The organism is Arthrobacter sp. SlRoot2-15 (assembly GCF_059739345.1).
Genome location: NZ_AP046058.1, coordinates 913,523 through 938,853, shown reverse-complemented (window position 1 = coordinate 938,853; position 25,331 = coordinate 913,523). Strand labels below are relative to the sequence as shown.

The following is a 25,331-nucleotide window of genomic DNA, read 5'->3' as shown; positions in this document are numbered from 1 at the left end:
TGGGATAGGCTGGACGCGTCGCAACTGGCGTTGGGTGGGTAACCACCAGGGAGCGGCACGCACGCAGACCACGGATCGTACGCCTGGGCCGAGGGTCACGTTTTTCCGGTTGGCAGCCCGCTGCCGGCCCGCCGACGGTATCCCTGAGGGGTGCCGCGCCCGCAGTCCGGCCCCGTTTTTGGGAGCCGTAATTTTGCGGCGCTGCCGCGGGCCAGCCGGTAACCTGACCTTAAAGCAGTGACCGTTGCCAAGCCAGGAGTTCTTCGTGACTACTTCCCTTCGCCTTTCCTCAGCAGCCGTGAGCAACCAGCCCCTTGCTGAACTCGATCCCGAAATCGCCGCCGTCCTGGCCCAGGAACTCGGCCGCCAGCGCGGCACCCTGGAAATGATCGCCTCCGAAAACTTCGCGCCGCGCGCCGTGATGGAGGCGCAGGGCTCCGTCCTGACCAACAAGTACGCCGAGGGCTACCCTGGCCGCCGCTACTACGGCGGCTGCGAGTACGTCGACGTCGCCGAGCAACTTGCGATCGACCGGGTCAAGGAGCTCTTCGGCGCGGAGTTCGCCAACGTCCAGCCGCACTCCGGTGCGCAGGCCAACGCCGCCGCACTGTCCGCCATGATCACCCCCGGGGACAAGATCCTGGGCCTTTCCCTGGCCCACGGCGGCCACCTCACGCACGGCATGAAACTGAACTTCTCCGGCAAGCTCTACGAGGTTGCCGCCTACCAGGTCGAGGAAGGCAGCTTCCGGGTCGACATGGACAAGCTGCGGGCCCAGGCCATCGCCGAAAAGCCGCAGGTCATCATCGCCGGCTGGTCCGCATACCCCCGCCACCTCGACTTCGAGGCCTTCCGCTCGATCGCGGATGAGGTCGGCGCGCTGCTCTGGACCGACATGGCGCACTTCGCCGGCCTCGTCGCCGCCGGGCTGCACCCGAGCCCGGTCCCGTACTCCGACGTCGTCACCTCCACCGTGCACAAGACCCTCGCGGGCCCCCGCTCCGGCGTCATCCTGGCCAAGCAGGAGTGGGCCAAGAAAATCAACTCCAACGTGTTTCCCGGCCAGCAGGGCGGACCCCTGATGCACGTGATCGCGGCCAAGGCCGTGGCCTTCAAGATCGCCGGCACCGAGGAATTCAAGGAGCGCCAGGAACGCGTCCTGGAAGGCGCCCGGATCATCGCGGACCGGCTCAACCAGTCCGACCTGTCCGACGCCGGCGTCTCCGTCCTCACCGGCGGCACCGACGTGCACCTGGTCCTGGTGGACCTGCGCAACTCCCAGCTGGACGGCCAGCAGGCCGAGGACCTCCTGCACTCGGTGGGCATCACGGTCAACCGCAACGCCGTGCCGTTCGACCCGCGCCCGCCGATGGTCACCTCCGGGCTGCGCATCGGCACCCCGGCCCTGGCCACCCGCGGCTTCGGCGCCAAGGAATTCACCGAGGTGGCCGAGATTATTGCCACCGCGCTGAAGGCGGGCGCCGCGACCGACGTCGAGGACCTCCAGGCGCGCGTGGACAAGCTCGCCGAGGACTTCCCGCTGTACCCGCAGCACGAGCAGTGGTGATTCGATGACAGCCACTGATTCCCAGACTTCGGAATCCGCACAGACCCAGGCGCAGGCCGCCCGGATCCTCGACGGCAAGGCCACCGCCGCCGCGATCAAGGCCGAACTGACCGAACGCGTCGCCGCGCTCAAGGCCAAGGGGATCGTCCCGGGCCTGGGCACCATCCTGGTCGGCTCGGACCCGGGCAGCACCTGGTACGTGGGCGGCAAGCACAAGGACTGCGCCGAGGTGGGCATCACCTCGATCCGCCGCGACCTGCCGGAAGAGACCACGCAGGACGAACTCCTGGCGGTGGTGCGGGAGCTCAATGAGAACCCGGAGTGCACCGGCTACATTGTCCAGCTCCCGCTGCCGAAGCACATCGACCAGGATGTCATCCTGGAGGCCATGGACCCGGAGAAGGACGCCGACGGCCTGCACCCGATGAACCTCGGCCGGCTGGTCGCCAACGTCAACTCTCCGATGAAGTCGCCGCTGCCCTGCACACCCAAGGGTTGTGTGGAGCTCCTGACCCGGCACGGCATCAGCCTTAGCGGTAAACGCGTCCTCGTGGTGGGCCGCGGCGTCACCATCGGCCGTCCGGTGGGCCTGCTGCTGACCCGCAAGGACGTCAACGCCACCGTTATCCTCGCCCACACCGGCACCGTGGACCTGCCCGCCGAACTCCGGCAGGCCGACGTCGTGATTGCCGCGGCCGGCCAGCCGCACATGATCAAGGCCGCGGACCTCAAGCCCGGGGCGATTGTGCTCGACGTCGGCGTCAGCCGCGTCGACGACGGCAGCGGCAAGGCCGTGGTCACCGGCGACGTGGACCCCGCCGCAGCCGACGTCGCCGCCTGGCTCTCGCCGAACCCCGGGGGAGTGGGGCCGATGACCCGAGCCATGCTGCTGGCGAACGTGGTGGAAACCGCCGAACGCCACCTGGAAAGTTCACGCGCCACTGCCTAGGGCCGCGGGTGTGTAGCCGGCGCAGGGGCGCCCCTCCTCAGGGAGCGGGCGCCCCTGCGCCGTTAAGCATCATCACGAATTGGCAAACGTCTTGATATTTTTACGAAAAGACTCTTTCATAGTTTGCCGGGATGGACTACCGTGTTCCGGGTGTCTGAACTTGTCTCGAAAGAAGCTCTCGTGAGCAGCCCCGCCGAAAGCGGCGAACCGCAGTACGTCATCACCGCCGAAAACCTCACCAAAACCTACGGCGACGTCACCGCCGTCGACGGCATTTCCTTCCGCGTGCCGGCCGGTGAAGCCTTCGGACTGCTCGGCCCCAACGGCGCTGGCAAGTCCACCACGATGAAAATGATCGGCGGGGTCGCGCAGCGCACCTCCGGCAGCCTGAGCATCATGGGTCTGGACCCGGAGCAGCACGGCCCGGAAGTTCGCGCCCACCTGGGAGTGGTGCCGCAGCAGGACAACCTGGACGAGGAACTCAAAGTCAGGGACAACCTGCTGGTCTACGGCCGCTACTTTGGCCTGCCGATGAGCTACCTCAAGCCCAAGGCCGATGAGCTGCTGGAGTTCGCGCAGCTGACGGACAAGGCCAAGTCCAAGGTGGACGCGCTATCCGGCGGCATGAAGCGCCGCCTCACGATTGCCCGCTCCCTCATCAACGAGCCCCGGATTCTGCTCCTGGACGAACCCACCACCGGCCTGGACCCGCAGGCCCGGCACATCCTCTGGGACCGGCTGTTCCGGCTCAAGGAGCAGGGCGTCACCCTGATCCTGACCACCCACTACATGGACGAGGCCGAGCAGCTCTGCGACCGCCTGATCGTGGTGGACAAGGGCAAGATCATGGCCGAGGGTTCCCCCGCGAGCCTGATCCGCGACTACTCCACCCGCGAGGTCCTCGAGTTGCGTTTCGGCTCCGAGCGCAACGCCACCGTCGCCGCCGAGCTCGAAGGCATCGGCGAACGGATCGAAACCCTGCCGGACCGCGTCCTCATCTATGCCCACGACGGCGAAGCCGCCCTGGAGCAGGTCTCGGACCGCGGACTTCGCCCCGTCACCTCGCTGGTGCGCCGCTCCTCGCTGGAGGATGTCTTCCTGCGCCTGACCGGCCGGAGCCTCGTTGACTAGTCCGGAGACGACGGCGGCGCCCGCCCTGCGCGCGCACTCGCCGGCCGTCTCAGCAGCCCGCGCCCGCCGCTGGGGGGCCTTCTACTACGCCGAGCAGGTCCTGCGGGTGATGAAGGGCTACGGCTGGACCATCGTGATGTACGGCGTGGGCCAGCCGGTCGCCTACCTCTTCGCGATGGGCGTGGGCCTGGCCACCCTCGTGGACACCAACTCCACCTCGGTCTTCGGCGGCGTCAGCTACCTGACGTTCATCGCCCCCGCGCTGCTGATTTCCGCCGCCGTGATGACCGCCGCGAACGAATTCACCTTCCCGGTGATGGACGGCTTCAAATGGCGCCGGGTCTATTACGGCCCGCACGCCTCGCCGCTGACGCCGGAACAGATCGCCGCCGGGCAGATCATCGCCGTCACCATCCGGTTCGTGCTGCAGTCCGCGATCTACTTCGGCGTCGTGGCCCTGTTCGGGGCCTCCCCGGGGGCCTGGGGCTGGGTCTCCATCCTGGTGGCCACCCTGGCCGGGCTGTCCTTCGGCCTGCCGCTGATGGCCTACGCCGCCACGGTCACCACCGACAAGGGCCAGTTCGCCATGGTGATGCGTTTCATCGTGATGCCGCTGTTCCTGTTCTCCGGCACCTTCTTCCCGCTGGACACGCTGCCCCTGGCGGTCCGCTGGATCGGCTGGATCTCGCCGATCTGGCACGGCACCGAACTGGGCCGCGTCGTCAGCTACGGCTACGAGGAAGCGCCGCTGCTCACCCTGGTCCACATCGTCTTCCTGGTCGGCCTCGCCGTCATCGGCTGGGTCCTGAGCCGGCGCCTGTTCGCCAAAAGGATGGCATCATGAGCCTGCTCGCCGGACACCACGATTCGGGACACCCAGCCGACGGCCACAGCGTCACCGAGGCCGCCCGCAACCGCCCCTTCGGCCCGCTCTACTCACGCAACGTGCGCGCCGTCGTCGCCCGCGGGCTGATGGCCACCAAAAGCAGCAACTGGATGGTCATGGTCTCGGGTTTCTTCGAACCCGTGCTCTACCTGATCTCGATGGGCGTGGGCCTCGGGGCGATCGTCGGATCCGTCCAGGGCCCGGGCGGCCAGGAGATTAGCTACGCCGCGTACATCGCGCCGGCGCTGCTGGCGGTCTCGGCGATGAACGGGGCCGTCTACGACTCCACCTGGAACGTCTTCTTCAAGATGAACTTCTCCAAGCTCTACCAGGGCATGCTCTACACCTCCCTGGGGCCGATCGACGTCGCGATGGGCGAAATCTTCCTCGCCCTGCTCCGCGGTGCCATGTACGCCACCGGTTTCACCGCCGTGATGGGCGTGATGGGGCTGATCACCACCCCGTGGGCCATCGTGATGATCCCGGCCTCGGTCCTGATTGCCTTCGGGTTTGCCAGCTTCGGGATGGGCATCACCAGCTTTATGAAGACCTTCCAGCAGATGGACTGGATCAACTTCGTGATGCTGCCGATGTTCCTCTTCAGCGCGACCTTCTATCCGCTGGCCGTGTACCCGCAGTGGATCCAGTGGCTGATCCAGGCGATGCCGCTGTGGCACGGGGTGGAACTGCTGCGCCAGATCAGCGTGGGCGTGTTCACCCCCGCCACCGCGGTGCACATCGGCTACTACCTCGTCATGATCGTCCTCGGCGTGACACTCACCACCGGCCGGCTCCGCCGGCTCTTCCTGAAGTAACCGGCGGTCCCGCCACCACCTGAGACACCCCGTCGCTAAGGAGAATCCCATGATCGGACGCTGGCACGCCCTCGTCATCGACTGCGAGCAGCCGGACACGGCCGCGGCGTTTTACCAGGAGCTGCTCGGCATGATCCGGGTCCAGGAGGACGCGGACTGGATCTCGATCGGCGACGCCGCCGACCGCCCCGCCCTGGCCTTCCAGCGGGTCGACCGGCTGGTCCGGCCGCAGTGGCCCGATGCCGAGCACCCGCAGCAGATGCACGTCGACGTGATGGTGCCGGACCTGGACGCCGCCGAGGCGCAGGTGCTGAAGCTCGGCGCCACGAACATGTTCGCCGGCGGCAAGGCCTTCCGGGTCTACACCGACCCCAGCGGCCACCCGTTCTGCCTGGTCCGCTCCTGAGGACGCGCGCACCGTTCGCCCGGGGTGGAAGCGCCGCCCGGCGCCCGGCCGGTTTGCGATAATAGGCTCATGCGATCACTGGGCAACCCCACCTCCAAGCCGTCCGCGTTCACTGCCGCCACCGGAAAGTTCTCGATGTTCCGCATCGGCGGACTCGGGATGACGGTCTTTATCATCGCCTTCCTCGTGGCCGTCATCTTCGCGGCGAACCAGAACGACGTCGTGGGCTGGGTTGTCGCCGTCATCGCCGCGTTCTGGCTCGCACTGGCAGCCTTTGTGGTGTTCAGCATCCAGCGGGCCGCGAAAAGGGCCGGAGCCAAGCTCAACGAGGCGCAGAACGCGTTCAACTCGGCGGTGGGCCGGCCGCCGTCGTCCGGCAGTGCCGACCACGGCGGCACACGCCTGGTGGGGGACCGCCGTGAGGCGGACGACATCCGCGACATGAAGCTGGACCACTCCTTCAAAATTGTGCAGGTGCAGGTCCGCGTGGTGGAGCAGGAGCGGGCCAAGGGCGAGGCCTCGGACCAGGACACCATCCGCCGCGCGCTGGAGACCATCGAGATCACGGCCACCAATGCCCGGGACATGATCAAGACCGGGGGCGGCTCCGACGAGCCCGTCAGCGGAACCATCATCGACTAGAGTGGAGCGGGTGAGCTCGGCATTGAAGAAGGACCACCTTCGCATCGCATCGGTCAACGTCAACGGCCTCCGCGCCGCCTACAAAAAGGGCATGGCGGAGTGGCTGGCGCCGCGGGACGTGGACATCCTCTGCCTGCAGGAGGTCCGCGCGCCTGACGCGATCGTCCATGAGCTGCTCGGCGAGGGCTGGCACATCCTGCACGCCGAGGCCGAAGCCAAGGGCCGTGCCGGTGTCGCCATCGCCTCCCGCGACGAGCCCGTCGCCACCCGCACCGGCATCGGCGACGACTACTTCGCCACCGCCGGCCGCTGGGTCGAGGCCGACTACATCGTCCGCGACGCCGCGGGCGAGGCCTCCCAGCTGACCGTGGCCAGCGCCTACGTCCACTCCGGGGAAGCCGGCACGCCGAAGCAGGACGACAAGTTCCGCTTCCTGGACGTGATGGCGACCCGGCTGCCGGAACTGGCCAAGCACAGCGACCACGCCCTCGTGGTGGGCGACCTCAACGTCGGCCACACGGAGCTGGACATCAGGAACTGGAAGGGCAACGTCAAGCGTGCCGGCTTCCTGCCCGAGGAGCGCGCCTATTTCGACCGCTTCTTCGGCGAGGAAATCGGCTGGAAGGATGTTCACAGGGGCCTGGCGGGTACCGTCGACGGCCCCTACACTTGGTGGTCGCAGAGGGGACAGGCGTTCGACAACGACACCGGCTGGCGCATTGATTACCACATGGCCACGCCCGCTCTCGCCGCCGCAGCGGTGTCGGCAGTTGTCGACCGGGCGCCGTCCTGGGACACCCGCTTCTCCGACCATGCCCCGCTGGTAGTGGACTACCGGCTCTAGCCAAAAGGTTCCCCTGATGACTTCTCCTTCCACCGCGCCGACCGTGGCAGTCGCCGACGCCGACGCCGCCCTCTCGGCCGCCGGCCGGACCCCCGCCGTCGCCGGCACCAGACACCGCATCCTCTCCGGCATGCAGCCGTCCGCGGACTCCCTGCACCTGGGCAACTACCTGGGCGCCCTGGTGAACTGGGTCCGGATGCAGGACGAATACGACGCCGTGTTCTTCATCCCGGACCTGCACGCCATCACGGTCCCGCAGGACCCCGCCGAACTTGCCCACCGCACCCGCGTGACGGCCGCGCAGTACATTGCCGGCGGCGTCGACGTGGACAAGTGCACGCTCTTCGTCCAGTCCCAGGTCCCCGAGCACGCCCAGCTGGCCTGGGTGCTCAACTGCATCACCGGCTTCGGCGAGGCCTCGCGCATGACCCAGTTCAAGGACAAGGCCCTGAAGCAGGGGTCCGACCAGGCCAGCGTCGGGCTCTTCACCTACCCGATCCTGCAGGCCGCCGACATCCTGCTGTACCAGCCGCACGGCGTTCCGGTCGGCGAGGACCAGCGCCAGCACGTCGAACTGAGCCGGGACCTCGCGCACCGCTTCAACACCCGCTTCGGCGAGACGTTTACAGTCCCGCAGCCCTTCATCCAGAAGGAATCGGCCAAGATCTACGACCTGCAGAACCCGACGGCGAAGATGTCCAAGTCCGCGGAATCCCCGGCCGGACTGATCAACCTGCTGGACGAGCCGAAGCTGATCGCCAAACGGATCAAGTCCGCCGTGACGGACGCGGAAACCGAAATCCGTTTCGACCGCGAGGCCAAGCCAGGCGTCTCCAACCTGCTGACGATCTACTCGGCCATCACCGGCCAGAGCGTTGACCAGCTCGTGGCAGCGTACGAGGGCAAGATGTATGGCCACCTCAAGGTGGACCTGGCCGAAGCGGTCACGGCGCACCTCTCGCCGATCCGGGACCGCGCCAACGAACTGCTGGCCGACCCGGCGGAGCTGGACCGGCTGCTGGCCGTGGGGGCGGACAAGGCCCGGGAGATCGCCTCGGTAACGCTGAAGAACGTGTACGCCAAGGTCGGCTTCCTGCCCTACGCCGGAACCCGGGGAGTCCACTAGCGCAATGTCCTCCGTCAGCAAAGTCACCGCCAGCGACACCGGACGCGCCGCCCACCACAGCGCGCGCAAGGGTCCTGCCGCCGCCCCGCACAAGGGCACGGCGTCCGGCAACGGGCAGACCCCGGACGAGGGCATCAGCATCGGCGTCATCCTGGGCTTCCCGCCGGAAATCGCCGAGGAACTGCAGCGCTGGCGGGCCTCCTTCGGGGATCCGATGGCCGCCACGGTGCCGGCGCACATCACGCTCGTGACCACCACCATGACGCAGGACTGGGAGGCTACGCGCAGCCACGTCCGTGAGGTGGCGCGCCGGCAGGAGCCGTTCACCGTGACGATCGCGGGCACCGGCTCCTTCCGGCCGGTCTCGCCGGTGGTCTTCCTGAACGTGGAGGCCGGCTTCGGCGAGTGCGTCAACCTGCACCGCCGGCTGCAGGCCGGGCCGTTGGAACGCGAACTGCCTTTCGCCTACCACCCGCACGTGACGGTGGCCCACGACGTGGCCCCGGAAAGCCTCGACGAGGCCGAAACGGTGCTCAAGGATTACAGGGCCAGCTTCCCGGTGGCTAGCATGGGACTCTACGAGCACGACGACAACGGCATCTGGCAGCTACGGGAAGAGCTTGACTTTGGCACCGAATCTGACGACCACCGAGGCGAGGCCGGCCCAGCGGGGGCCCGCTGACCCTCCCCTTCCCACCGAACTGGCCCGGCTGCGGCTGGAAGTGAGCCGGAAACGGGTCGACTGGAGCAAGGCCAGCCGCTCCCCGGGCGGCGGCCTGGCCGCGCCGCTGGCGATGGTCCAGTGGCTGCTCGCCCGGCTCAACGCCTTCCGGCCGATGCGGTCCTTCCAGCATTACAACCTGCAGCACGGCCCGCTGATGAGCGCCGGCATCGGGTTCAACATGTTCTTCTCCATCACCGGCCTGCTGGCCACCGGCTTCTCCGTGGCCGGGCTGCTGCTCCGCGGCCAGCCCGCCTTGCTGGACCGGGTGGTCGGCAGCGTCGCGACGAGCGCCCCCGGCCTGCTCAAGGTTGACGGCCGCGAGGGGCTGGTGGACCCGCAGGAGCTGCTGAACCCCAACGGCCTGGGCTGGACTGCCGTGATCGCCGCCGTCGTGACCGTGGTGACGTCGCTGGGCTGGATCGCGGGCCTGCGCGACGGCCTGCGCGGGGTGCTGCGCCTCGGGCCACTGAAGATGAACCCGATCCTGCTGAAACTGCACGACGTCGGCACCCTGCTGCTGCTCGGCGTCGCGCTGGTGATCAGCGCCGGCGCCTCGCTGGTGTTCGGCACCGCCGCCGGCTGGGTGGCCGAACAGCTCAGGCTGGACCCGCTGGTGGCCGGCCCGCTGACCACGTCGATCAAGATCGCCGTGCCGCTGGTGCTGGGCTGGGTGACCGCGCTGATCATGTTCCGGCTCGCCGGCGGCCTGAAACTGCAGCGCCGGTCCCTGCTGGAGGGAACCATCCTCGCCGCCGTGGGCACCAGCATCCTGCAGATCTTCAGCGCCGAACTGCTCGCCAGCGCCGGCCGGAACCCGATCCTCGCGCCGTTCGCGATCATCATCGGCCTGCTCATCTGGTTCAACCTGGTCAGCCAGGTCTACCTCGTCTCGGCCGCGTGGTCCGCGGTCCGCGAGGAGGACCTGAAATCGGCGCCGTCGGCAAAGACGGTCGGCTGGGGCGCCCGCCAGGTGCAGCCGGGAAAGACCCCGGCCGAGCCGCGGGCACGCCGCCGCCCGGCCGCTAGCTTCCGGCGTCGAGGTACTGATCGGCCCACGCCGAAATAATCTTCGCGGCGCGGGCGGCCTGGCCCTTGCCCGTGAGCAGGTGCTCGGAGCCCTCGAGCGAGACGAAGCTGCGCGGGTGCCGCGCGGTCTGAAAGATGCTGCTGGCATTCTCGATGCCCACCGTGTTGTCGGTGGGGGAGTGCAGCACCATCAGCGGCTTGTGCAGCTGCCGGATGCAGTCGGTCAGGTCCGCGTTTTCCAGGTCCTCCACGAAGTGCCGCCGGATCTCCACCCGCTTGCCGCCGAGGTCCACCTCGGCGCTGCCCTCGCTCAGGATCCGGTCCAGGGCCGCGTCAAAGACGTGGGCCACGTGCTTGGGCGAGAACGGGGCGCCGACGGTGGCGACGGCGTCGACCTCCGGAATCTGCCGCGCGGCGGACAGGACGGCGGCGCCGCCGAAGGAGTGCCCGACCAGCAGCGAGACGGGCCGGCCGGAGTCGCGCATGAACTCGGCGGCCCTCACGGTGTCCGCCACCTTGTGGCTGAAGGAACCCTCCGACCAGTGCCCGGCGGACTCGCCCAGGCCGAGGTTGTCGAAGCGGAGCATGCCCACCCCGTTGTCCGCCAGCGCCTTGCACATCCGCGAGGCCGAGGGGCTGTCCTTGCCCAGGGTAAAGCCGTGCGAGAACACGCCCCAGCCTTTCACCGGCCCCTCGGGGAGGTCGATGACGCCGGAGAGCAGTTCGCCGGTGGAACCTTCGAAGGAGACTTTCTCGGAGCGGGACACGGGGGCCTTTCGATCAGGGGAGCTTACGACGACGGCGCCCCCACCGGAAAGGTGGGAGGCGCCGTCGTCGTTGTGCGGAACTGCAGGTGAAACGGGGTGCTAGATCTTGCGGGCCAGGATGGCCTGCTTGACCTCGGCGATGGCCTGCGTGACCTGGATGCCGCGGGGGCACGCCTCGGTGCAGTTGAAGGTGGTGCGGCAGCGCCACACGCCTTCCTTGTCGTTGAGGATCTCCAGGCGCATGTCGCCGGCGTCATCACGGGAATCGAAGATGAAGCGGTGCGCGTTGACGATCGCGGCCGGGCCGAAGTACTGGCCGTCGGTCCAGAACACCGGGCAGGACGAGGTGCACGCGGCGCAGAGGATGCACTTGGTGGTGTCGTCGAACCGCTCGCGGTCCTCGGCGGACTGCAGGCGTTCCTTGGTGGGCTCGTGGCCCCGGTTGATCAGGAAGGGCATGACCTCGCGGAAGGACTGGAAAAACGGCTCCATGTCCACGATCAGGTCCTTCTCCACCGGCAGGCCCTTGATCGGCTCGACCGTGATGGGCTTGGACGTGTCCAGGTCCTTGAGCAGGGTCTTGCAGGCGAGGCGGTTGCGGCCGTTGATGCGCATGGCATCGGAACCGCAGACGCCGTGGGCGCAGGAGCGGCGGAAGGAGACGCTGCCGTCGATTTCCCACTTGACCTTGTGCAGGGCATCCAGGACGCGGTCGGTGCCGTACATGGTGACGTGGAAGTCGTCCCAGGTGGACTCGTCGGAGACCTCGGGGTTGTAGCGGCGCACCCGCAGGTGGACGTCGAAGGACGGGATGTCCCCGCCGCCGCCGACGCCGGCGGGCAGTTCGATCTTGGAGGCTGGCTCAGCGAGTTCAGCGGTCATCTTAGTACTTCCTCACCATCGGCTCGTAGCGCGTAAAGACCACCGGTTTGGTGGCAAGCCGGATGCCGGCAATCGACTCGGCGGAACCATCCGCCGGTGCGTGGTCATCCTTGTACGCCATGGAGTGCTTCATGAATTTTTCGTCGTCGCGCTCGGGGAAGTCCTCGCGGAAGTGTCCGCCGCGGGATTCCTCGCGGTGCAGGGCCGCCACGGTCATGACCTTGGCGAGCTCCAGCAGGAAGCCGAGCTCCACGGCCTCGAGCAGATCCAGGTTGAAGCGCTTGCCCTTGTCCTGGACGCTGATGCGCTGGTACCGCTCCTCGAAGGACGCGATGTCCTTCAGGACCTGGTTCAGCGTCTCGGCGGTGCGGAACACCTGCATGTTGGCGTCCATGGTGTCCTGCAGCTCCTTGCGGATCTGGGCCACCTTCTCGGTGCCGTCCGAGGTGCGGACGTGCTCCAGCAGGTTCAGCGTGTACGCCTCGGGATCGGCAGGAAGCTCGACGAAGTCCGCGGTCTTGGCGTACTCCGCGGCGGCGATGCCGGCGCGCTTGCCGAAGACGTTGATGTCCAGCAGCGAGTTGGTGCCCAGGCGGTTGGACCCGTGCACCGAGACGCAGGCGACCTCGCCGGCGGCGTAGAGGCCCGGGACAACGGTGTCGTTGTCCTGCAGGACCTCGGCGCTGATGTTGGTGGGGATGCCGCCCATGGCGTAGTGCGCCGTCGGGAACACCGGAACCGGCTCCGTGTACGGCTCCACACCCAGGTAGGTGCGGGCGAACTCGGTGATATCCGGCAGCTTGGCGTCGATGTGGGCCGGCTCGAGGTGCGTCAGGTCCAGCAGGACGTAGTCCTTGTTCGGGCCGCAGCCGCGGCCCTCGCGGACCTCGTTGGCCATCGAGCGGGCCACGATGTCACGCGGGGCGAGGTCCTTGATGGTGGGGGCGTAGCGCTCCATAAAGCGCTCGCCCTCGGAGTTGCGCAGGATCGCGCCTTCGCCGCGGGCGGCCTCGGAGAGCAGGATGCCCAGGCCGGCGAGGCCGGTCGGGTGGAACTGGAAGAACTCCATGTCCTCCAGCGGGATGCCGCGGCGGAACGCGATGCCCATGCCGTCGCCGGTCAGGGTGTGGGCGTTGGAGGTGGTCTTGAAGACCTTGCCGGCGCCGCCGGAGGCGAAGACCACGGACTTGGCCTGGAACACGTGCAGTTCGCCGGAGGCAAGGTCGTAGGAGACGACGCCGGCGACGCGCTTCTGCTTGTACGGGGTGCCGTCCTCGCGGACTGCGTCTTCCTCGACGGTCAGCAGGTCGAGCACGTAGTACTCGTTGTAGAACTCCACGTTGTGCTTGACGCAGTTTTGGTACAGGGTCTGCAGGATCATGTGGCCGGTGCGGTCCGCGGCGTAGCAGGCGCGGCGGACCGGAGCCTTGCCGTGGTCGCGGGTGTGGCCGCCGAAGCGGCGCTGGTCAATGCGGCCCTCGGGCGTGCGGTTGAACGGCAGGCCCATCTTTTCCAGGTCCAGGACGGCGTCGATCGCTTCCTTCGCCATGACCTCGGCGGCGTCCTGGTCCACCAGGTAGTCGCCGCCCTTGATGGTGTCGAAGGTGTGCCACTCCCAGTTGTCTTCCTCGACGTTGGCCAGGGCTGCACACATGCCGCCCTGCGCCGCGCCGGTGTGGGAGCGCGTGGGATAAAGCTTGGTCAGTACCGCTGTGCGCGCGCGCTGACCGGACTCGATCGCGGCGCGCATGCCAGCGCCACCGGCACCGACAATGACGACGTCGTACTTATGGACCTGCATACCAGATGCTCTTTCTCTCAAAATTCGCTGTAAAACACCGCCGGCGGAGCCTGCGCAGTGAACTGCTGACCCTTGCTCCGTGCGGGCAGGCTAGGATCAGTGCCCGAAGGCAGGGGCCGCTACGGGGCGGGGCAGAACCCGCCGGGCAGCTGCACGCCGTCAACCACGGGGCACGGGTTGAAGGTGAAGATCACCAGGGTGCCGAGGATGATGATGGCTGCGGCGGCCGCATAGAGCACGATCTTCAGCCAGAGGCGCGTCGCGTCCTTTTCGGCGTAGTCATTGATGATCGTGCGCACGCCGTTGGTGCCGTGCAGCATGGCCAGCCAGAGCATGGCCAGGTCCCAGACCTGCCAGAACGGGTCGGCCCACTTGCCGGCGACGAAGCCGAAGTCGATGGCGTGGATGCCTTCGCCCACCAGCAGGTTGACGGTCAGGTGGCCGAAGATGAGGACCACGAGCACGACGCCGGAGAGCCGCATGAACAGCCAGGCCAGCATCTCGAAGTTGCCCTTGGAGGAGCCGTTGCGGCGGTACTGCGGAGCAATCCTGCCGCTACGGGGACTCTGAATGGTTGCAGTCATGGCTTAGTGACCTCCAAAGGCGAGGGACAGGTGGCGGATGGAGAAGCCGACCATGACGACGACCCACAGGGCCAGGACCGTCCACAGCATCTGGCGCTGGTACTTCGCGCCCTTCTTCCAGAAGTCGACCGCGATGATCCGCAGGCCGTTGAAGGCGTGGAACACGATCGCTGCGACAAGGCCCGTTTCACCCAGGGCCATAAGGGGGTTCTTGTAGGCACCGATCACGGCGGTGTAGGCCTCGGGAGACACACGCACCAATGAGGTGTCCAGCACATGGACCAACAAGAAGAAAAAGATCACTACACCGGTAACGCGGTGTCCAACCCAAGACCACATGCCTTCACGGCCGCGGTACAAGGTGCCAGCTGGTTTTGTCGGCACTGAATAAACCTCCCTGCAACACAGCGGCGCTGGCATGGGATCCACGCGGGGGGAACGCCTGCTGCGAGAGCACTCGTAAGCTCAAGCCTAAATCTAGGCTTCGCTCTCAGCTTATTCAATTCAGCGGATCGATGGTGACGGAGCCCGGCGCGGTTTTTGACCGCTTTTGAGACGAACGCCACATCCGCCGGCGTCGGACGCGGATTGGCGGGCGGTCCCGACTGCGCATCCGGCACGCGTGCCCCACGCGTGCCCCGGGGCGAACGGGCGGCGTTCGGCTAAAGTAGCCCTGATGACTACAGACAAAATGACCAGCACCGACTCCCTCCAGGGCGTTGCGGCGGACTCCCCGCTCGACCGCTTTATTGCGGTGATTCCCGCCGGCGGAGTGGGGACCCGGCTCTGGCCGCTGTCCCGGGCCGCAGCCCCGAAGTTCCTGCACGACCTCACGGGGTCCGGCAGCACCCTGCTGCGCGCCACCTACGACCGGCTCGAACCCCTCGCCGGCAGCCGCGTTCTGGTCGTCACCGGAACCGCGCACCGCGAGGCCGTCTGCCGCCAGCTGCCCGAGGTGGCCGAGGCGGACCTGGTCCTGGAGAGCGAGCCCAAGGATTCCGGCGCGGCCATCGGGCTCGCCGCCGCCATCCTGTACGCGCGCGACCCGGACACCATCATGGGCTCCTTCGCCGCCGACCAGGTCATCAGCCCCGACGAGCTGTTCCAGGACGCCGTCCGCGAGGCCATCCACACCGCGGCCACAGGCAAGATCGTCACGATCGGCATCAAGCCCACCCACCCCTCCACCGGGTTCGGCTACATCCGCGCCGGCGACAAGCTCAGTGTGCCCGGGGCCCCGAGCGCCCACACGGTCGTCGAGTTCGTCGAGAAGCCCAGCGAGGAAGTCGCCCAGCAGTACCTGGACAGCGGCGAGTACGTCTGGAACGCCGGCATGTTCGTGGCACCGGTCTCGCTCATGCTCAAACACCTGGAAGCCAACCAGCCGGAACTGTTCGCCGGCCTGCAGGAAATCGCCAAAGCCTGGGACACCCCGCTGCGCGACGAGGTCACCTCCCGCGTCTGGCCCACCCTGCCCAAGATCGCCATCGACTACGCGGTCGCCGAGCCGGCCGCCGCCGCCGGGGACGTCGCCGTGGTGCCCGGCACCTTCGGCTGGGACGACGTCGGGGACTTCGCCTCCGTGGGCCGCCTCAACAGCGCCAAGGAAGTCGACGACGTCACCGTGATCGGCGAGGGCGCCCGCGTCTTCACCGAAAACGCCAGCGGCGTGGTGGTCACCGACACCAAACGCGTGATCGCCCTGATCGGCATCAAGGACGTGGTGATCGTGGATACCCCGGATGCGCTGCTGGTGACCACCAAGGCGAACTCCCAGCGGGTCAAGGCCGCGGTGGACGCGCTCAAGGCCAGCGGCGACACGGACGTGCTCTAGCCCGTTTCCAGGGTTGGCGAAGGCGCGCTGACCGGGGACACGACGCTGTCCGGGAACCGTAACGCGCCGTCGGCGATGCCGCTATTTTTTGGACTCTCGCTACAGTGATTGTGTGCGCAATTACACTACTGAAGCTGAGCCAACCACCCTGGTGGGGCCGTGGCTGGAGCCACTGCTGCCGGAGCTGATCGCCTTCCGCCGCGACCTGCATGCGCACCCGGAGCTGTCCTTCAAAGAGTTCCGCACCACCGACAAGCTCGCCAGGCGGCTCGAGGCCGCCGGGCTGAAGCCCCGCCGGCTCGAGGGCACCGGGCTGACGGTCGACGTCGGCGAGGGGCCGATCGCGACCGCGCTGCGCGGCGACATCGACGCGCTGCCCATCATCGAAGAGACCGGGCTGGAGTTCGCGTCCAAGAACCACGGCGTGACACACGCCTGCGGCCACGACGTCCACACCACCACGATGCTGGGCATCGCCCTGGTCCTGCAGCAGATGCACGAGACCTCGCCGCTGGGCGGCACGGTCCGGATCATCTTCCAGCCCGCCGAAGAGACCATGCCCGGCGGCGCGCACGCCTGCATCGAGCAAGGCGTGCTGGAGGGCGTGCCCAGGATCCTGGCGCTGCACTGCGACCCGCGCATCGAGGTGGGCAAGATCGGCACCCGGATCGGCGCCATCACCTCGGCGTCGGACACCATCAAGATCGAACTCACCGGCCGGGGCGGCCACACCTCGCGCCCGCACCTGACCGAGGAACTGGTCTTCGCCCTCGCCCAGATCGCCATCAACGTCCCGGCCGTGCTGTCCCGCCGCGTCGACGTCCGCAGCGGCGTCTCCGTGGTGTGGGGACACATCTCGGCCGGCTCAGCCCCCAACGCCATCCCGGCGAGCGGCTACATGGCCGGCACCATGCGCTGCCTGGACCGCGAGGCCTGGCACAGCGCCGGGGAGATCCTCGACGAGGTGGTGCAGCAGATTGCCGCGCCCTACGGCGTCGACGTGCACCTGGAACACACCCGCGGAGTGCCGCCGGTGGTGAACTCCGAACACGAAACCGCGCTGATCGAGGCCGCGGCCCGGGCCGAGATCGGCGAGGGCTCGGTGGTGCTGACGCCGCAGTCGATGGGCGGGGAGGACTTTGCCTGGTTCCTCGCCGACCTGCCCGGGGCGATGATGCGCCTCGGCACCAAGACCCCCGGCGGCGAAGAGTACGACCTGCACCGCGGCGACTACATCCTGGACGAACGCGCCCTGGGCCTCGGCATCCAGGTTCTCACCGCCGCCGCACTCCGCACCCTCCGCGACCTCTAACCCGCGCACGTACATTTGAGGCCCGAAATCCCCGCGATTTCGGGCCTCAAATGTACGCTCGGGCCCCAGTGCCGGTGATTGAATTGTGCACAACTAAATTGTGGGCTACTGTTTTAGCGTGACCAAAACCGTTCCCCCCGGGGCCCCCGAGCCCGCCGCCCCCCGCCTCAACGCTCCCCGCCTTGACAGGCAGGTGTGTTTCGCCATGTACGCGGCCTCGCGGGCCGCCACCGCCGTCTACCGGCCCATGCTCGATGAGCTGGGCCTGACCTACCCGCAGTACCTCGTGATGATGGTGCTGTGGGAGGACCAGCCCCGCAGCGTCCGGAAACTCGGCGAGGAACTGGGCCTCGATTCCGGCACCCTCTCGCCGCTGCTGAAGCGGCTCGAATCGCTCGGCTTCGTGGAACGACGGCGGTCCGCGGCGGACGAGCGGCGCGTCGAGGTATTCCTGACGGCGGCCGGAACCTCGCTCAGCGCCCGAGCCACCGGAATCCCGCAGCGGCTCGCCGACGCCGCCGGGCTCTCCGGCCCCGAGCTCGACCAGCTCCGCGAGACCCTGGGCCGGCTCACCGCCGCCCTGCAGGCCGGCCGCTGACCCGCGCCGCTCGGCGCCACCCAGTTTTCCCTGAATTTCCAACAGATCGGACCCCTGATGAAGACCCTCTATACGGCCGAGGCACTGGCCTCCGGCGAAGGACGCGACGGCAACGCCCAAAGCAGCGACGGCAAGCTCAATGTGACGCTGGCCAGCCCGGTGGAGCTGGGCGGCAACGGCGAAGGGACCAACCCGGAGCAGCTCTTCGCGGCCGGCTACGCCGCCTGCTTCCACTCCGCCCTGCGGCTCGTGGCCCGCAAGGAAGGCGCCGACCTGACGGACTCGGCGGTTGCCGCCAAAATCCACTTCGGCGCGCTGGCCGACGGACCCGGCTACGGCCTCGCCGCGGAACTCGAGATCGCCCTGCCGGCCGTGGACCGCGAAACCGCCGAGGTGCTCGTAGCCAAGGCCCACCAGATCTGCCCGTACTCCAACGCCACCCGAGGCAATATCACCGTAGACATCAAGATCCTGGAGGTCGCCGCATGAGCACCCCGAACACCACCCTTCCCACCAGCACCCGTGAAATCCAGCTGGCGTCGCGTCCGCACGGCCGCCCCGTGCCGGAAAACTTCCGCCTCGCCGAGTCGCCCCTGCCGGAACTGCGGGACGGCCAGGTCCTGGTCCGCAACCTCTACATCTCCGTGGACCCGTACATGCGCGGCCGGATGAACGACGTCAAGTCCTACTCCGCGCCGTTCGCCCTCGACGCCGCGCTCGACGGCGGGGCGGTGGGCGAGGTGATCGCGTCCCGGTCGGCCGACCGCGCGGTGGGCGACGCCGTCGTGCATCAGCTCGGCTGGCGGGAGTACGCCGTCGTGGACGCCGCCGCCACCACACCGGCCCGCACCGACCTGGCGCCGGCGTCGGCCTTCCTGGGCGCGCTGGGAATGACCGGCCTGACTGCTTACGCGGGGCTGCTCAAGGTCGCCGAGTTCAAGCCCGGCGACGCCGTGTTCGTCTCCGGGGCGGCCGGAGCCGTGGGTTCCCTGGTGGGGCAGATTGCCAAGGCCATGGGCGCCTCAAGGGTGATCGGCAGTGCCGGCACGCCGGAAAAGGTCGCCCGGCTGCTGGAACTGGGCTTCGATGCCGCTTTCAACTACCACGACGGTCCGGTCCGGGACCTCTTGAAGGAGGCCGCGGGGGAGAAGGGCATCGACGTCTACTTCGACAACGTGGGCGGCGAGCACCTGGAGGCGGCCCTGTCGGTGCTCAACGTGGGCGGCCGCGTCGCCATGTGCGGCGCGATCGCGCAGTACAACTCCACCGAGCCGACGCCCGCTCCAAGGAACCTCATGCTGGCCATCGGCAAACAGCTGACCCTCCGGGGCTTCCTGGTCAACGGCCAGCGCCAGCACGCGGCCGAATTCGCCGGGAAGATGGCGGCCTGGCTGGCCGACGGCACGATCCGCTACGACGAGACGATCGTGGACGGGCTGGAGAACGCGCCGCGGGCGTTTATGGACCTGCTGGACGGTGCCAACACCGGGAAGATGCTCGTCCGACTCTGAGTACCCGGGCGGCCGCCAGGCCGTCACCGCCGCGCGCACGTACCCGTGAGGCCCCGATTTCCAAGGATTTCGGGGCCTCACGGGTACGTTCGCGCCGTTGGGTACCGCTTGGTAACAAGTTCTCAACAATCTAGGAAACGGCTGTGAAGTGTGTTACTCGACGTGTTCCATGACACTAAAGTAGCTTCCATCAGTGCGCCTCGGCGCAGTGCTGCGAATCCGTCAGTGACAACAGTGTTTCGGGGGAAAACCGGAAGCAGACACTCATTGAACTCCCGTCGTAGCGCCTATCTCTTTCTTCCTGGAGGAACTTTGAAGAACTCCCTGCGCGCAACCCTTAAGCGCGGTTCAATGGCCGGCGTCGCCACCGCGGGTGCGGCTGCCCTGCTGCTCACCGGTTGCGGGGCTGCCCCGGACGCCGGCAGCAGCGCCACCAAGTCGGCCAGCAACTACACGGGCTGCATCGTGTCCGACTCCGGTGGATTCGACGACCAGTCGTTCAACCAGTCCTCCTACGAAGGCCTGAAGAAGACCGAGAAGGACCTCGGCATCAAGGTCAACCAGGTCGAGTCCAAGACCAACAACGACTTCGAGCCGAACCTGCGCGCAATGGTCACCGCAGGCTGCAACCTGACCATCACGGTCGGCTTCCTGCTCGGCGACGCCACCAAGACCCAGGCCACGGCGAACCCGGACAAGCACTTCGCGATCATCGACTTCGGCTACGACAAGCCGATCGCCAACGTCAAGCCGATCATCTACGACACGGCCCAGGCTGCCTTCATGGCCGGGTACCTCGCCGCAGGCACCACCAAGTCCGGCACCGTCGCCACCTTCGGCGGCATCAAGATCCCGACCGTCACCATCTTCATGGACGGCTACGCCGACGGCGTGAAGTACTACAACGAGAAGAACGGCAAGAACGTCAAGGTTCTTGGCTGGGACAAGGCCAAGCAGGACGGCTCCTTCACCGGCGACTTCGAGAAGCAGGACAAGGGCAAGCAGTTCACCCAGAACTTCCTGGACCAGGGTGCGGACATCGTGATGCCCGTCGCCGGACCGGTCGGTAAGGGTGCAGGCGCGGCCCTGAAGGAAGCCAAGGCGGCAGGCAAGGACGTCAAGCTCATCTGGGTTGACTCCGACGGCTTCCTCACCGCTCCGGACTACAAGGACATCATGCTCTCCTCTGTCATGAAGCAGATGGGCGAGGCCGTGGAGACCATTGTGAAGGAAGACAAGGACGGCAAGTTCACCAACGCGCCGTACGTTGGCACCCTCGCGAACGACGGCGTCCAGCTGGCCCCGTTCCACGACCTGGACTCCCAGGTCCCGGCCCAGCTCAAGACCGACCTGGACCAGATCAAGAAGGACATCGCCTCCGGCAAGCTGAAGGTTGAATCCGCAGCCAGCCCGAAGTCCTAATTCCCCCACTAAGCGCCACGGCCCGCACGGTCTAAGACCGCACGGGCTGTGGCGCTTTTCGTTGCGCCGGCCCCGCTTCACCGGCCGCCGCAGGCACTAGGCTGGTTTTGCAGCCCCATTACCCCTCCGGGACGTGACCCGGACATACTTCGAGATTGGTCAGAGTTTTGAAACTTGAACTCAAGGGGATCACCAAACGCTTCGGCTCCCTGGTAGCCAACGACCACATTGATGTGGTGGTTGAACCCGGGCAGATCCACTGTCTGCTTGGCGAGAACGGCGCCGGCAAGTCCACGCTGATGAACGTCCTCTACGGGCTCTACGAGCCCACCGAGGGCGAAATCCTCATCGACGACAAACCCGTCAACTTCCGCGGCCCGGGCGACGCCATGGCAGCCGGCATCGGCATGGTGCACCAGCACTTTATGCTGGTCCCGGTCTTCACCGTCGCCGAAAACGTGGCGCTGGGGGCCGAGGCTACCAAGGCCGGCGGATTCCTCAATCTCGATGACACCCGCCGGAAGATCCAGGAGATCTCAGACCGTTACGGCTTCGACGTCGACCCCGACGCCCTGATCGAGGACCTCCCGGTCGGCGTCCAGCAGCGCGTGGAAATCATCAAGGCCCTGGTCCGCGACGCCAAGGTGCTGATCCTCGACGAGCCCACCGCCGTGCTGACCCCGCAGGACACCGACGAACTGCTGGACATCATGCGCCAGCTCAAGAGCCACGGCACCTCGATCGTCTTCATCTCGCACAAACTGCGCGAGGTCAAGGCCGTCTCGGACACCATCACGGTGATCCGGCGCGGCAAGGTCGTGGGCACGGCCAGCCCGACGGCGTCGACGACCGAGCTCGCCTCCATGATGGTGGGCCGCGCGGTCAATCTGACCCTAGATAAGGCCCCGGCGAAGCCGCAGGAGACCACGTTCGCGGTCAAGGACCTCACCGTAATCGCGCCCAGCGGCCAGCACGTGGTGGACGGCATCAGCTTCGACATCGCCCGCGGCGAGATCCTCGCCGTCGCCGGCGTCCAGGGCAACGGCCAGACCGAGCTCACCGAGGCCATCCTCGGCCTGCAGGACCGGGTCCACGGCTCCGTCCTGCTCGACGGCGAAGAGCTGCTGGGCCGCAGCGTCAAGGACGTGCTCAAGGCCGGCGTCGGCTTTGTGCCGGAAGACCGCTCGGTGGACGGACTGATCGGAACGTTCTCGATCGCCGAGAACCTGATCCTGGACCGCTACGACCAGGAACCGTTTGCGAAGGGCATCAGCATGAGCCCGGCCAAGGTGCTGGAAAACGCGAAAACCCGGATCGACGAGTTCGACGTGCGCACGCCCTCCGGGTCGCTCGCCGCGGGGACCCTGTCCGGAGGCAACCAGCAGAAGGTGGTCATGGCGCGCGAGCTGTCACGTCCGCTGCGCCTCTTCATCGCCTCCCAGCCCACCCGCGGGGTCGACGTCGGGTCCATCGAGTTCCTGCACAAGCGGATCGTGGCCGAACGCGACCACGGCACCCCCGTGATGATCGTGTCCACCGAACTCGACGAAGTGATCGAACTGGCGGACCGGATCGCCGTGCTCTACAAGGGCAAGCTGGTGGGCATTGTGCCGGCCGGCACCGGACGCGACGTCCTCGGCCTCATGATGGCCGGACTGTCGCCCGACGAGGCCCACGCCGACACCACCAAGACCCCGGCTACCGCAGCCGCTGCCCCGGCGCCCGCCGCCCAGCCCGCGCAGGAGCCAGTCTCCGGCGCCGTAGGAGAGCACCATGACTGAAACCAACAAGCCCCGCCACGCGGCTGAGCCGGACCCGGCCGAGACCCGGGCCGAAACGGCCCCGTCCGAAACGGCCGAAACCCCGGCGGCCGACGCCACCACCGCCACCTCGCTGGACACCGCCGGCGGCGCGATGCGTCCCTCCGCCGTCCCGGTCTCCGCCCAGAGCGGCACCGTGCCCGGCGGCCCCGACTCGCTTATGCGCAAGATCTTCACCGGCAGCGGCATGGTCTCCGTGCTGGCCGTGCTGCTCGCGCTGATCCTCGGCGGCCTGCTGATCGCCAGCACGGACAAGGACGTCAGCGCCTCCGCCGGGTACCTCTTCGCCCGGCCGAGCGATTTCTTCTCCGCTGTCTGGTCCGCCGCCACCCGCTCCTACGTGGCCTTGTTCCAGGGGTCCGTGTTCAACCCGCGCGGCACGGGTGTGGCCGGGCAGTTCGCCCCGCTGATGGAAACCCTCACCATCGCCACCCCGCTGATCACCGCCGGCCTCGGCGTCGCCCTGGCCTTCCGCGCCGGCCTGTTCAACATCGGTGCGCAGGGCCAGATCATCATGGCAGGCATCCTCGCCTCCTGGGTCGGGTTCGCGCTGCACCTGCCGATGGGGCTGCACCTGCTGCTGGTCCTCGTCGCCGGCATCGTCGGCGGCGCCCTCTGGGCCGGCCTGGTCGGGTTCCTCAAGGCCCGCACCGGCGCCCACGAGGTGATCCTGACGATCATGTTCAACTACATCGCGCTTTACTTCCTGCGCTACCTGCTCAACACCCCGGCCTTCCAGCGGCCCGGCGAGACCAACCCGATTTCGCCGATCCTGGACCCCAGCGCCGTGTACCCGCAGATCCTGGGCACCCAGTACCGCCTGCACCTGGGCTTCCTGCTGGCGATCGCCGCCACGGTGTTCGTCTGGTGGGTGCTGAACCGCTCCACCATCGGCTTCGAATTCCGCGCCGTCGGCGCCAACCCGAAGGCCGCCCTCACCGCAGGCATCAACGTCCCCCGCGCCACCATCCTGGTGATGGCCATCGCGGGCGCCCTCGCCGGCATGTCCGGCGTCGCCCAGGTTGCCGGTACCGAAAAGGTCCTCACCGACGGCGTCGCCGCCACCTACGGCTTCGACGCCATCACGGTCGCCCTGCTGGGACGCTCGACGCCGTGGGGCACCTTCGCCGCGGGCCTGCTGTTCGGCGCCTTCCGCGCCGGCGCCGTCCAGATGCAGATCCAGACCGGAACCCCGATCGACATCGTGCTGGTGGTCCAGTCGCTGATCGTGCTCTTCATCGCCGCCCCGCCGCTGGTGCGCGCGGTGTTCGGCCTGAACCCGCGCAAGAAGAAGGCCGCCAAGGCCGCCAAGTCCAAGCAGGCAGCAACCACCGGAGTAGCAGCATGAGCACAACAGCAACCTCGCCCCAGCCGGGAAAGCAGCCTGCAGCCCGGACGGAGGAAACGCCGTCGCCCACGAACCACAAACGGGCCGTGACCGCCAAGCCAGTGACCTGGAAAATCCCGGTCACCCTGGCCGTCCTGGCGGTTGTCGCGTTCATCTTCTTCGGGCTGATGGGCCCGCACCAGACTGCGAAGTTCGGCATCTCCACCGCCAGCGACTTCTTCCAGCTGCCGGCGCTGGAGGTTCCGGCCTTCCTCGGCGGCATCGTTCTCTCGGTGCTGATGCTGGCCCTGGCCGGCTACGCCATCTTCCTCAAGACCAAGAACCTGAAGGTCCCCGGCTGGGTCACGGTCGCGTTTGTTGTGCTGTTCGTCGCGGCCTTCCTGATCTGGGTGGTGGGTGGTGCCCGCACCAACAACATCTCCCTGGCCGGGCTGATCGCCGGGTCGGTGACCCTGGCCGTGCCGCTGGTGTTCGGTTCGCTCTCCGGCGTGCTCTGCGAACGCGTCGGCGTCGTCAACATCGCCATCGAAGGCCAGCTCCTGGGCGGCGCGTTCACGGCCGCGATCATCGCCACGCTGACGCACAACCCCTTCCTGGGCCTGCTCGCGGCGGCCATTGCCGGGGCGCTCGTGTCCATGGTCCTGGCCCTGTTCAGCATCAAGTACGTGGTCAACCAGATCATCGTCGGCGTGGTTCTCAACGTCCTGGTCTCCGGCGTCACGGGCTTCCTGTTCAGCACCGTGATGCAGGCGGACAAGGCGAAGTTCAACTCCCCGGCGCACCTTGACCCGATCACCATTCCCATCCTGGGCGACATTCCGCTGATCGGGCCGATCCTGTTCAAGCAGTCCCTGATCGGCTACCTGATGTACATCGCCGTGATCGTGGTCTGGGTCGGGCTGTTCAAGACCAAGTGGGGCCTGCGGGTCCGGGCCGTAGGCGAGCACCCGCAGGCAGCCGACACCATGGGCATCAAGGTCAACGCCACCCGCTTCTGGAACGTCACCCTCGGCGGCGCGATCGCCGGCATCGGCGGCTCCTTCTTCACGCTGGTCGCGATCGACAGCTTCACCAAGGAGATCTCCGGCGGACGCGGCTTCATCGCCCTGGCCGCGCTGATCTTCGGCCGCTGGAACCCGATCGGCGCGTTCTTCGCCGCCCTGCTGTTCGGTTTCGCCGACAACCTGCAGAGCATCGTGACGATCATCGGCACCCCGGTCCCGAGCCAGTTTATGGCCATGCTCCCGTACCTCGTGACGGTGCTCGCCGTCGCCGGCCTCGTCGGACGCTCCCGGCCGCCGGCGGCCAGCGGCATTCCGTACGTCAAGGGCTGACC

At 67.5% G+C, this 25,331-nt stretch carries 25 protein-coding genes and 1 riboswitch; of the genes, 20 read left to right on the top strand and 5 right to left on the bottom strand.

Translation table 11 applies throughout. The features are described from left to right. The first annotated feature begins 10 nt into the window (after window positions 1-10). Window positions 11-96, top strand: a riboswitch (ZMP/ZTP riboswitch). A gap of 169 nt (window positions 97-265) precedes the next feature. From glyA to AC6I9V_RS04210, 11 genes are all read left to right on the top strand, one after another. Continuing rightward, the gene (gene glyA / locus AC6I9V_RS04260) at window positions 266-1,567 is read left to right on the top strand and encodes a serine hydroxymethyltransferase (protein ID WP_349414339.1); all 1,302 of its coding nucleotides are present in this window, start codon (window positions 266-268) and stop codon (window positions 1,565-1,567) included. Between the two features lie 4 nt (window positions 1,568-1,571). Beyond that, the gene (locus AC6I9V_RS04255) at window positions 1,572-2,516 is read left to right on the top strand and encodes a bifunctional methylenetetrahydrofolate dehydrogenase/methenyltetrahydrofolate cyclohydrolase (protein ID WP_349414340.1); all 945 of its coding nucleotides are present in this window, start codon (window positions 1,572-1,574) and stop codon (window positions 2,514-2,516) included. Window positions 2,517-2,696: 180 nt separating this feature from the next. Beyond that, complete coding sequence (locus AC6I9V_RS04250; RefSeq protein ID WP_349414341.1) at window positions 2,697-3,647, top strand: ABC transporter ATP-binding protein; 951 nt, start codon at window positions 2,697-2,699, stop codon at window positions 3,645-3,647. Next, complete coding sequence (locus AC6I9V_RS04245; RefSeq protein ID WP_349414342.1) at window positions 3,640-4,491, top strand: ABC transporter permease; 852 nt, start codon at window positions 3,640-3,642, stop codon at window positions 4,489-4,491. The genes AC6I9V_RS04250 and AC6I9V_RS04245 overlap by 8 nt, the downstream gene beginning before the upstream one ends. Then, complete coding sequence (locus tag AC6I9V_RS04240; protein WP_497898464.1) at window positions 4,488-5,348, top strand: ABC transporter permease; 861 nt, start codon at window positions 4,488-4,490, stop codon at window positions 5,346-5,348. Before AC6I9V_RS04245 ends, AC6I9V_RS04240 begins: the two co-directional genes overlap by 4 nt. Before the next feature lie 49 nt (window positions 5,349-5,397). Beyond that, a complete protein-coding gene (locus AC6I9V_RS04235; RefSeq protein WP_349414344.1) occupies window positions 5,398-5,754 on the top strand; it encodes a VOC family protein in 357 nt (118 codons plus the stop codon). Between the two features lie 69 nt (window positions 5,755-5,823). Further along, window positions 5,824-6,396 (top strand): hypothetical protein, encoded by a 573-nt coding sequence (locus tag AC6I9V_RS04230; RefSeq protein ID WP_497898463.1) that lies wholly within the window; start codon window positions 5,824-5,826, stop codon window positions 6,394-6,396. A 10-nt stretch (window positions 6,397-6,406) separates the two neighbouring features. Continuing rightward, the gene (locus AC6I9V_RS04225) at window positions 6,407-7,240 is read left to right on the top strand and encodes an exodeoxyribonuclease III (RefSeq protein ID WP_497898462.1); all 834 of its coding nucleotides are present in this window, start codon (window positions 6,407-6,409) and stop codon (window positions 7,238-7,240) included. A 16-nt stretch (window positions 7,241-7,256) separates the two neighbouring features. Then, on the top strand, window positions 7,257-8,366 hold the full coding sequence (trpS, locus tag AC6I9V_RS04220) for a tryptophan--tRNA ligase (protein WP_497898461.1): 1,110 nt from the start codon (window positions 7,257-7,259) through the stop codon (window positions 8,364-8,366). 4 nt (window positions 8,367-8,370) lie between these two features. After that, a complete protein-coding gene (locus AC6I9V_RS04215) occupies window positions 8,371-9,048 on the top strand; it encodes a 2'-5' RNA ligase family protein (protein ID WP_497898460.1) in 678 nt (225 codons plus the stop codon). Continuing rightward, window positions 8,993-10,156 carry a YihY/virulence factor BrkB family protein gene (locus tag AC6I9V_RS04210; RefSeq protein ID WP_497898459.1) on the top strand — a complete coding sequence of 388 codons (1,164 nt, stop codon included), beginning with the start codon at window positions 8,993-8,995 and terminating at the stop codon, window positions 10,154-10,156. The genes AC6I9V_RS04215 and AC6I9V_RS04210 overlap by 56 nt, the downstream gene beginning before the upstream one ends. Here the strand turns inward: AC6I9V_RS04210 and AC6I9V_RS04205 are convergent. From AC6I9V_RS04205 to sdhC, 5 genes are all read right to left on the bottom strand, one after another. Beyond that, window positions 10,113-10,883: an alpha/beta hydrolase family protein gene (locus AC6I9V_RS04205; protein WP_497898458.1), complete on the bottom strand. Its 771-nt coding sequence runs from the start codon at window positions 10,881-10,883 to the stop codon at window positions 10,113-10,115. The two genes, AC6I9V_RS04210 and AC6I9V_RS04205, sit on opposite strands and share 44 nt — an antisense overlap. 99 nt (window positions 10,884-10,982) lie before the next feature. Continuing rightward, window positions 10,983-11,765, bottom strand: coding sequence for a succinate dehydrogenase iron-sulfur subunit (locus tag AC6I9V_RS04200; protein WP_138770016.1), 783 nt, complete (start codon window positions 11,763-11,765; stop codon window positions 10,983-10,985). Between the two features lies 1 nt (window position 11,766). Next, window positions 11,767-13,566: a succinate dehydrogenase flavoprotein subunit gene (sdhA, locus tag AC6I9V_RS04195; RefSeq protein WP_138770015.1), complete on the bottom strand. Its 1,800-nt coding sequence runs from the start codon at window positions 13,564-13,566 to the stop codon at window positions 11,767-11,769. 119 nt (window positions 13,567-13,685) lie between these two features. Then, window positions 13,686-14,150, bottom strand: a complete 465-nt coding sequence (locus tag AC6I9V_RS04190) for a succinate dehydrogenase hydrophobic membrane anchor subunit (RefSeq protein ID WP_138770014.1) — start codon at window positions 14,148-14,150, stop codon at window positions 13,686-13,688. A gap of 3 nt (window positions 14,151-14,153) precedes the next feature. Further along, entirely contained in the window at window positions 14,154-14,534 is a 381-nt protein-coding gene (gene sdhC, locus AC6I9V_RS04185; RefSeq protein WP_138770013.1) for a succinate dehydrogenase, cytochrome b556 subunit, read from the bottom strand. Between the two features lie 292 nt (window positions 14,535-14,826). Between sdhC and AC6I9V_RS04180 the strand changes: the two genes are divergently transcribed. From AC6I9V_RS04180 to AC6I9V_RS04140, 9 genes are all read left to right on the top strand, one after another. After that, window positions 14,827-15,984: a mannose-1-phosphate guanylyltransferase gene (locus AC6I9V_RS04180; RefSeq protein WP_497898457.1), complete on the top strand. Its 1,158-nt coding sequence runs from the start codon at window positions 14,827-14,829 to the stop codon at window positions 15,982-15,984. Window positions 15,985-16,096: 112 nt separating this feature from the next. After that, window positions 16,097-17,296, top strand: coding sequence for an amidohydrolase (locus AC6I9V_RS04175; protein ID WP_349414353.1), 1,200 nt, complete (start codon window positions 16,097-16,099; stop codon window positions 17,294-17,296). Between the two features lie 205 nt (window positions 17,297-17,501). After that, the gene (locus AC6I9V_RS04170; RefSeq protein ID WP_497900252.1) at window positions 17,502-17,894 is read left to right on the top strand and encodes a MarR family winged helix-turn-helix transcriptional regulator; all 393 of its coding nucleotides are present in this window, start codon (window positions 17,502-17,504) and stop codon (window positions 17,892-17,894) included. Between the two features lie 57 nt (window positions 17,895-17,951). After that, the gene (locus AC6I9V_RS04165; RefSeq protein WP_497898456.1) at window positions 17,952-18,383 is read left to right on the top strand and encodes an organic hydroperoxide resistance protein; all 432 of its coding nucleotides are present in this window, start codon (window positions 17,952-17,954) and stop codon (window positions 18,381-18,383) included. Next, window positions 18,380-19,405 (top strand): NADP-dependent oxidoreductase, encoded by a 1,026-nt coding sequence (locus AC6I9V_RS04160; protein ID WP_497898455.1) that lies wholly within the window; start codon window positions 18,380-18,382, stop codon window positions 19,403-19,405. Before AC6I9V_RS04165 ends, AC6I9V_RS04160 begins: the two co-directional genes overlap by 4 nt. Before the next feature lie 312 nt (window positions 19,406-19,717). Next, window positions 19,718-20,827, top strand: coding sequence for a BMP family lipoprotein (locus AC6I9V_RS04155; protein ID WP_497898454.1), 1,110 nt, complete (start codon window positions 19,718-19,720; stop codon window positions 20,825-20,827). 167 nt (window positions 20,828-20,994) lie between these two features. Continuing rightward, a complete protein-coding gene (locus AC6I9V_RS04150) occupies window positions 20,995-22,608 on the top strand; it encodes an ABC transporter ATP-binding protein (RefSeq protein WP_497898453.1) in 1,614 nt (537 codons plus the stop codon). Continuing rightward, entirely contained in the window at window positions 22,601-23,995 is a 1,395-nt protein-coding gene (locus AC6I9V_RS04145; RefSeq protein ID WP_497898452.1) for an ABC transporter permease, read from the top strand. Before AC6I9V_RS04150 ends, AC6I9V_RS04145 begins: the two co-directional genes overlap by 8 nt. After that, entirely contained in the window at window positions 23,992-25,329 is a 1,338-nt protein-coding gene (locus AC6I9V_RS04140) for an ABC transporter permease (protein WP_497898451.1), read from the top strand. The genes AC6I9V_RS04145 and AC6I9V_RS04140 overlap by 4 nt, the downstream gene beginning before the upstream one ends. The last annotated feature ends 2 nt before the right edge of the window (window positions 25,330-25,331 follow it).

Bases quoted from the DNA above. Each gene is read 5' to 3' on its own strand.
- AC6I9V_RS04255 (WP_349414340.1), top strand. From the start codon at position 1,572: ATGACAGCCACTGATTCCCAGACTTCGGAATCCGCACAGACCCAGGCG.
- AC6I9V_RS04240 (WP_497898464.1), top strand. From the start codon at position 4,488: ATGAGCCTGCTCGCCGGACACCACGATTCGGGACACCCAGCCGACGGC.
- AC6I9V_RS04235 (WP_349414344.1), top strand. From the start codon at position 5,398: ATGATCGGACGCTGGCACGCCCTCGTCATCGACTGCGAGCAGCCGGAC.
- AC6I9V_RS04230 (WP_497898463.1), top strand. From the start codon at position 5,824: ATGCGATCACTGGGCAACCCCACCTCCAAGCCGTCCGCGTTCACTGCC.
- trpS (WP_497898461.1), top strand. From the start codon at position 7,257: ATGACTTCTCCTTCCACCGCGCCGACCGTGGCAGTCGCCGACGCCGAC.
- AC6I9V_RS04215 (WP_497898460.1), top strand. From the start codon at position 8,371: ATGTCCTCCGTCAGCAAAGTCACCGCCAGCGACACCGGACGCGCCGCC.
- AC6I9V_RS04200 (WP_138770016.1), bottom strand. From the start codon at position 11,765: ATGACCGCTGAACTCGCTGAGCCAGCCTCCAAGATCGAACTGCCCGCC.
- sdhA (WP_138770015.1), bottom strand. From the start codon at position 13,566: ATGCAGGTCCATAAGTACGACGTCGTCATTGTCGGTGCCGGTGGCGCT.
- AC6I9V_RS04190 (WP_138770014.1), bottom strand. From the start codon at position 14,150: ATGACTGCAACCATTCAGAGTCCCCGTAGCGGCAGGATTGCTCCGCAG.
- AC6I9V_RS04180 (WP_497898457.1), top strand. From the start codon at position 14,827: ATGACTACAGACAAAATGACCAGCACCGACTCCCTCCAGGGCGTTGCG.
- AC6I9V_RS04170 (WP_497900252.1), top strand. From the start codon at position 17,502: ATGTACGCGGCCTCGCGGGCCGCCACCGCCGTCTACCGGCCCATGCTC.
- AC6I9V_RS04165 (WP_497898456.1), top strand. From the start codon at position 17,952: ATGAAGACCCTCTATACGGCCGAGGCACTGGCCTCCGGCGAAGGACGC.
- AC6I9V_RS04160 (WP_497898455.1), top strand. From the start codon at position 18,380: ATGAGCACCCCGAACACCACCCTTCCCACCAGCACCCGTGAAATCCAG.
- AC6I9V_RS04145 (WP_497898452.1), top strand. From the start codon at position 22,601: ATGACTGAAACCAACAAGCCCCGCCACGCGGCTGAGCCGGACCCGGCC.
- AC6I9V_RS04140 (WP_497898451.1), top strand. From the start codon at position 23,992: ATGAGCACAACAGCAACCTCGCCCCAGCCGGGAAAGCAGCCTGCAGCC.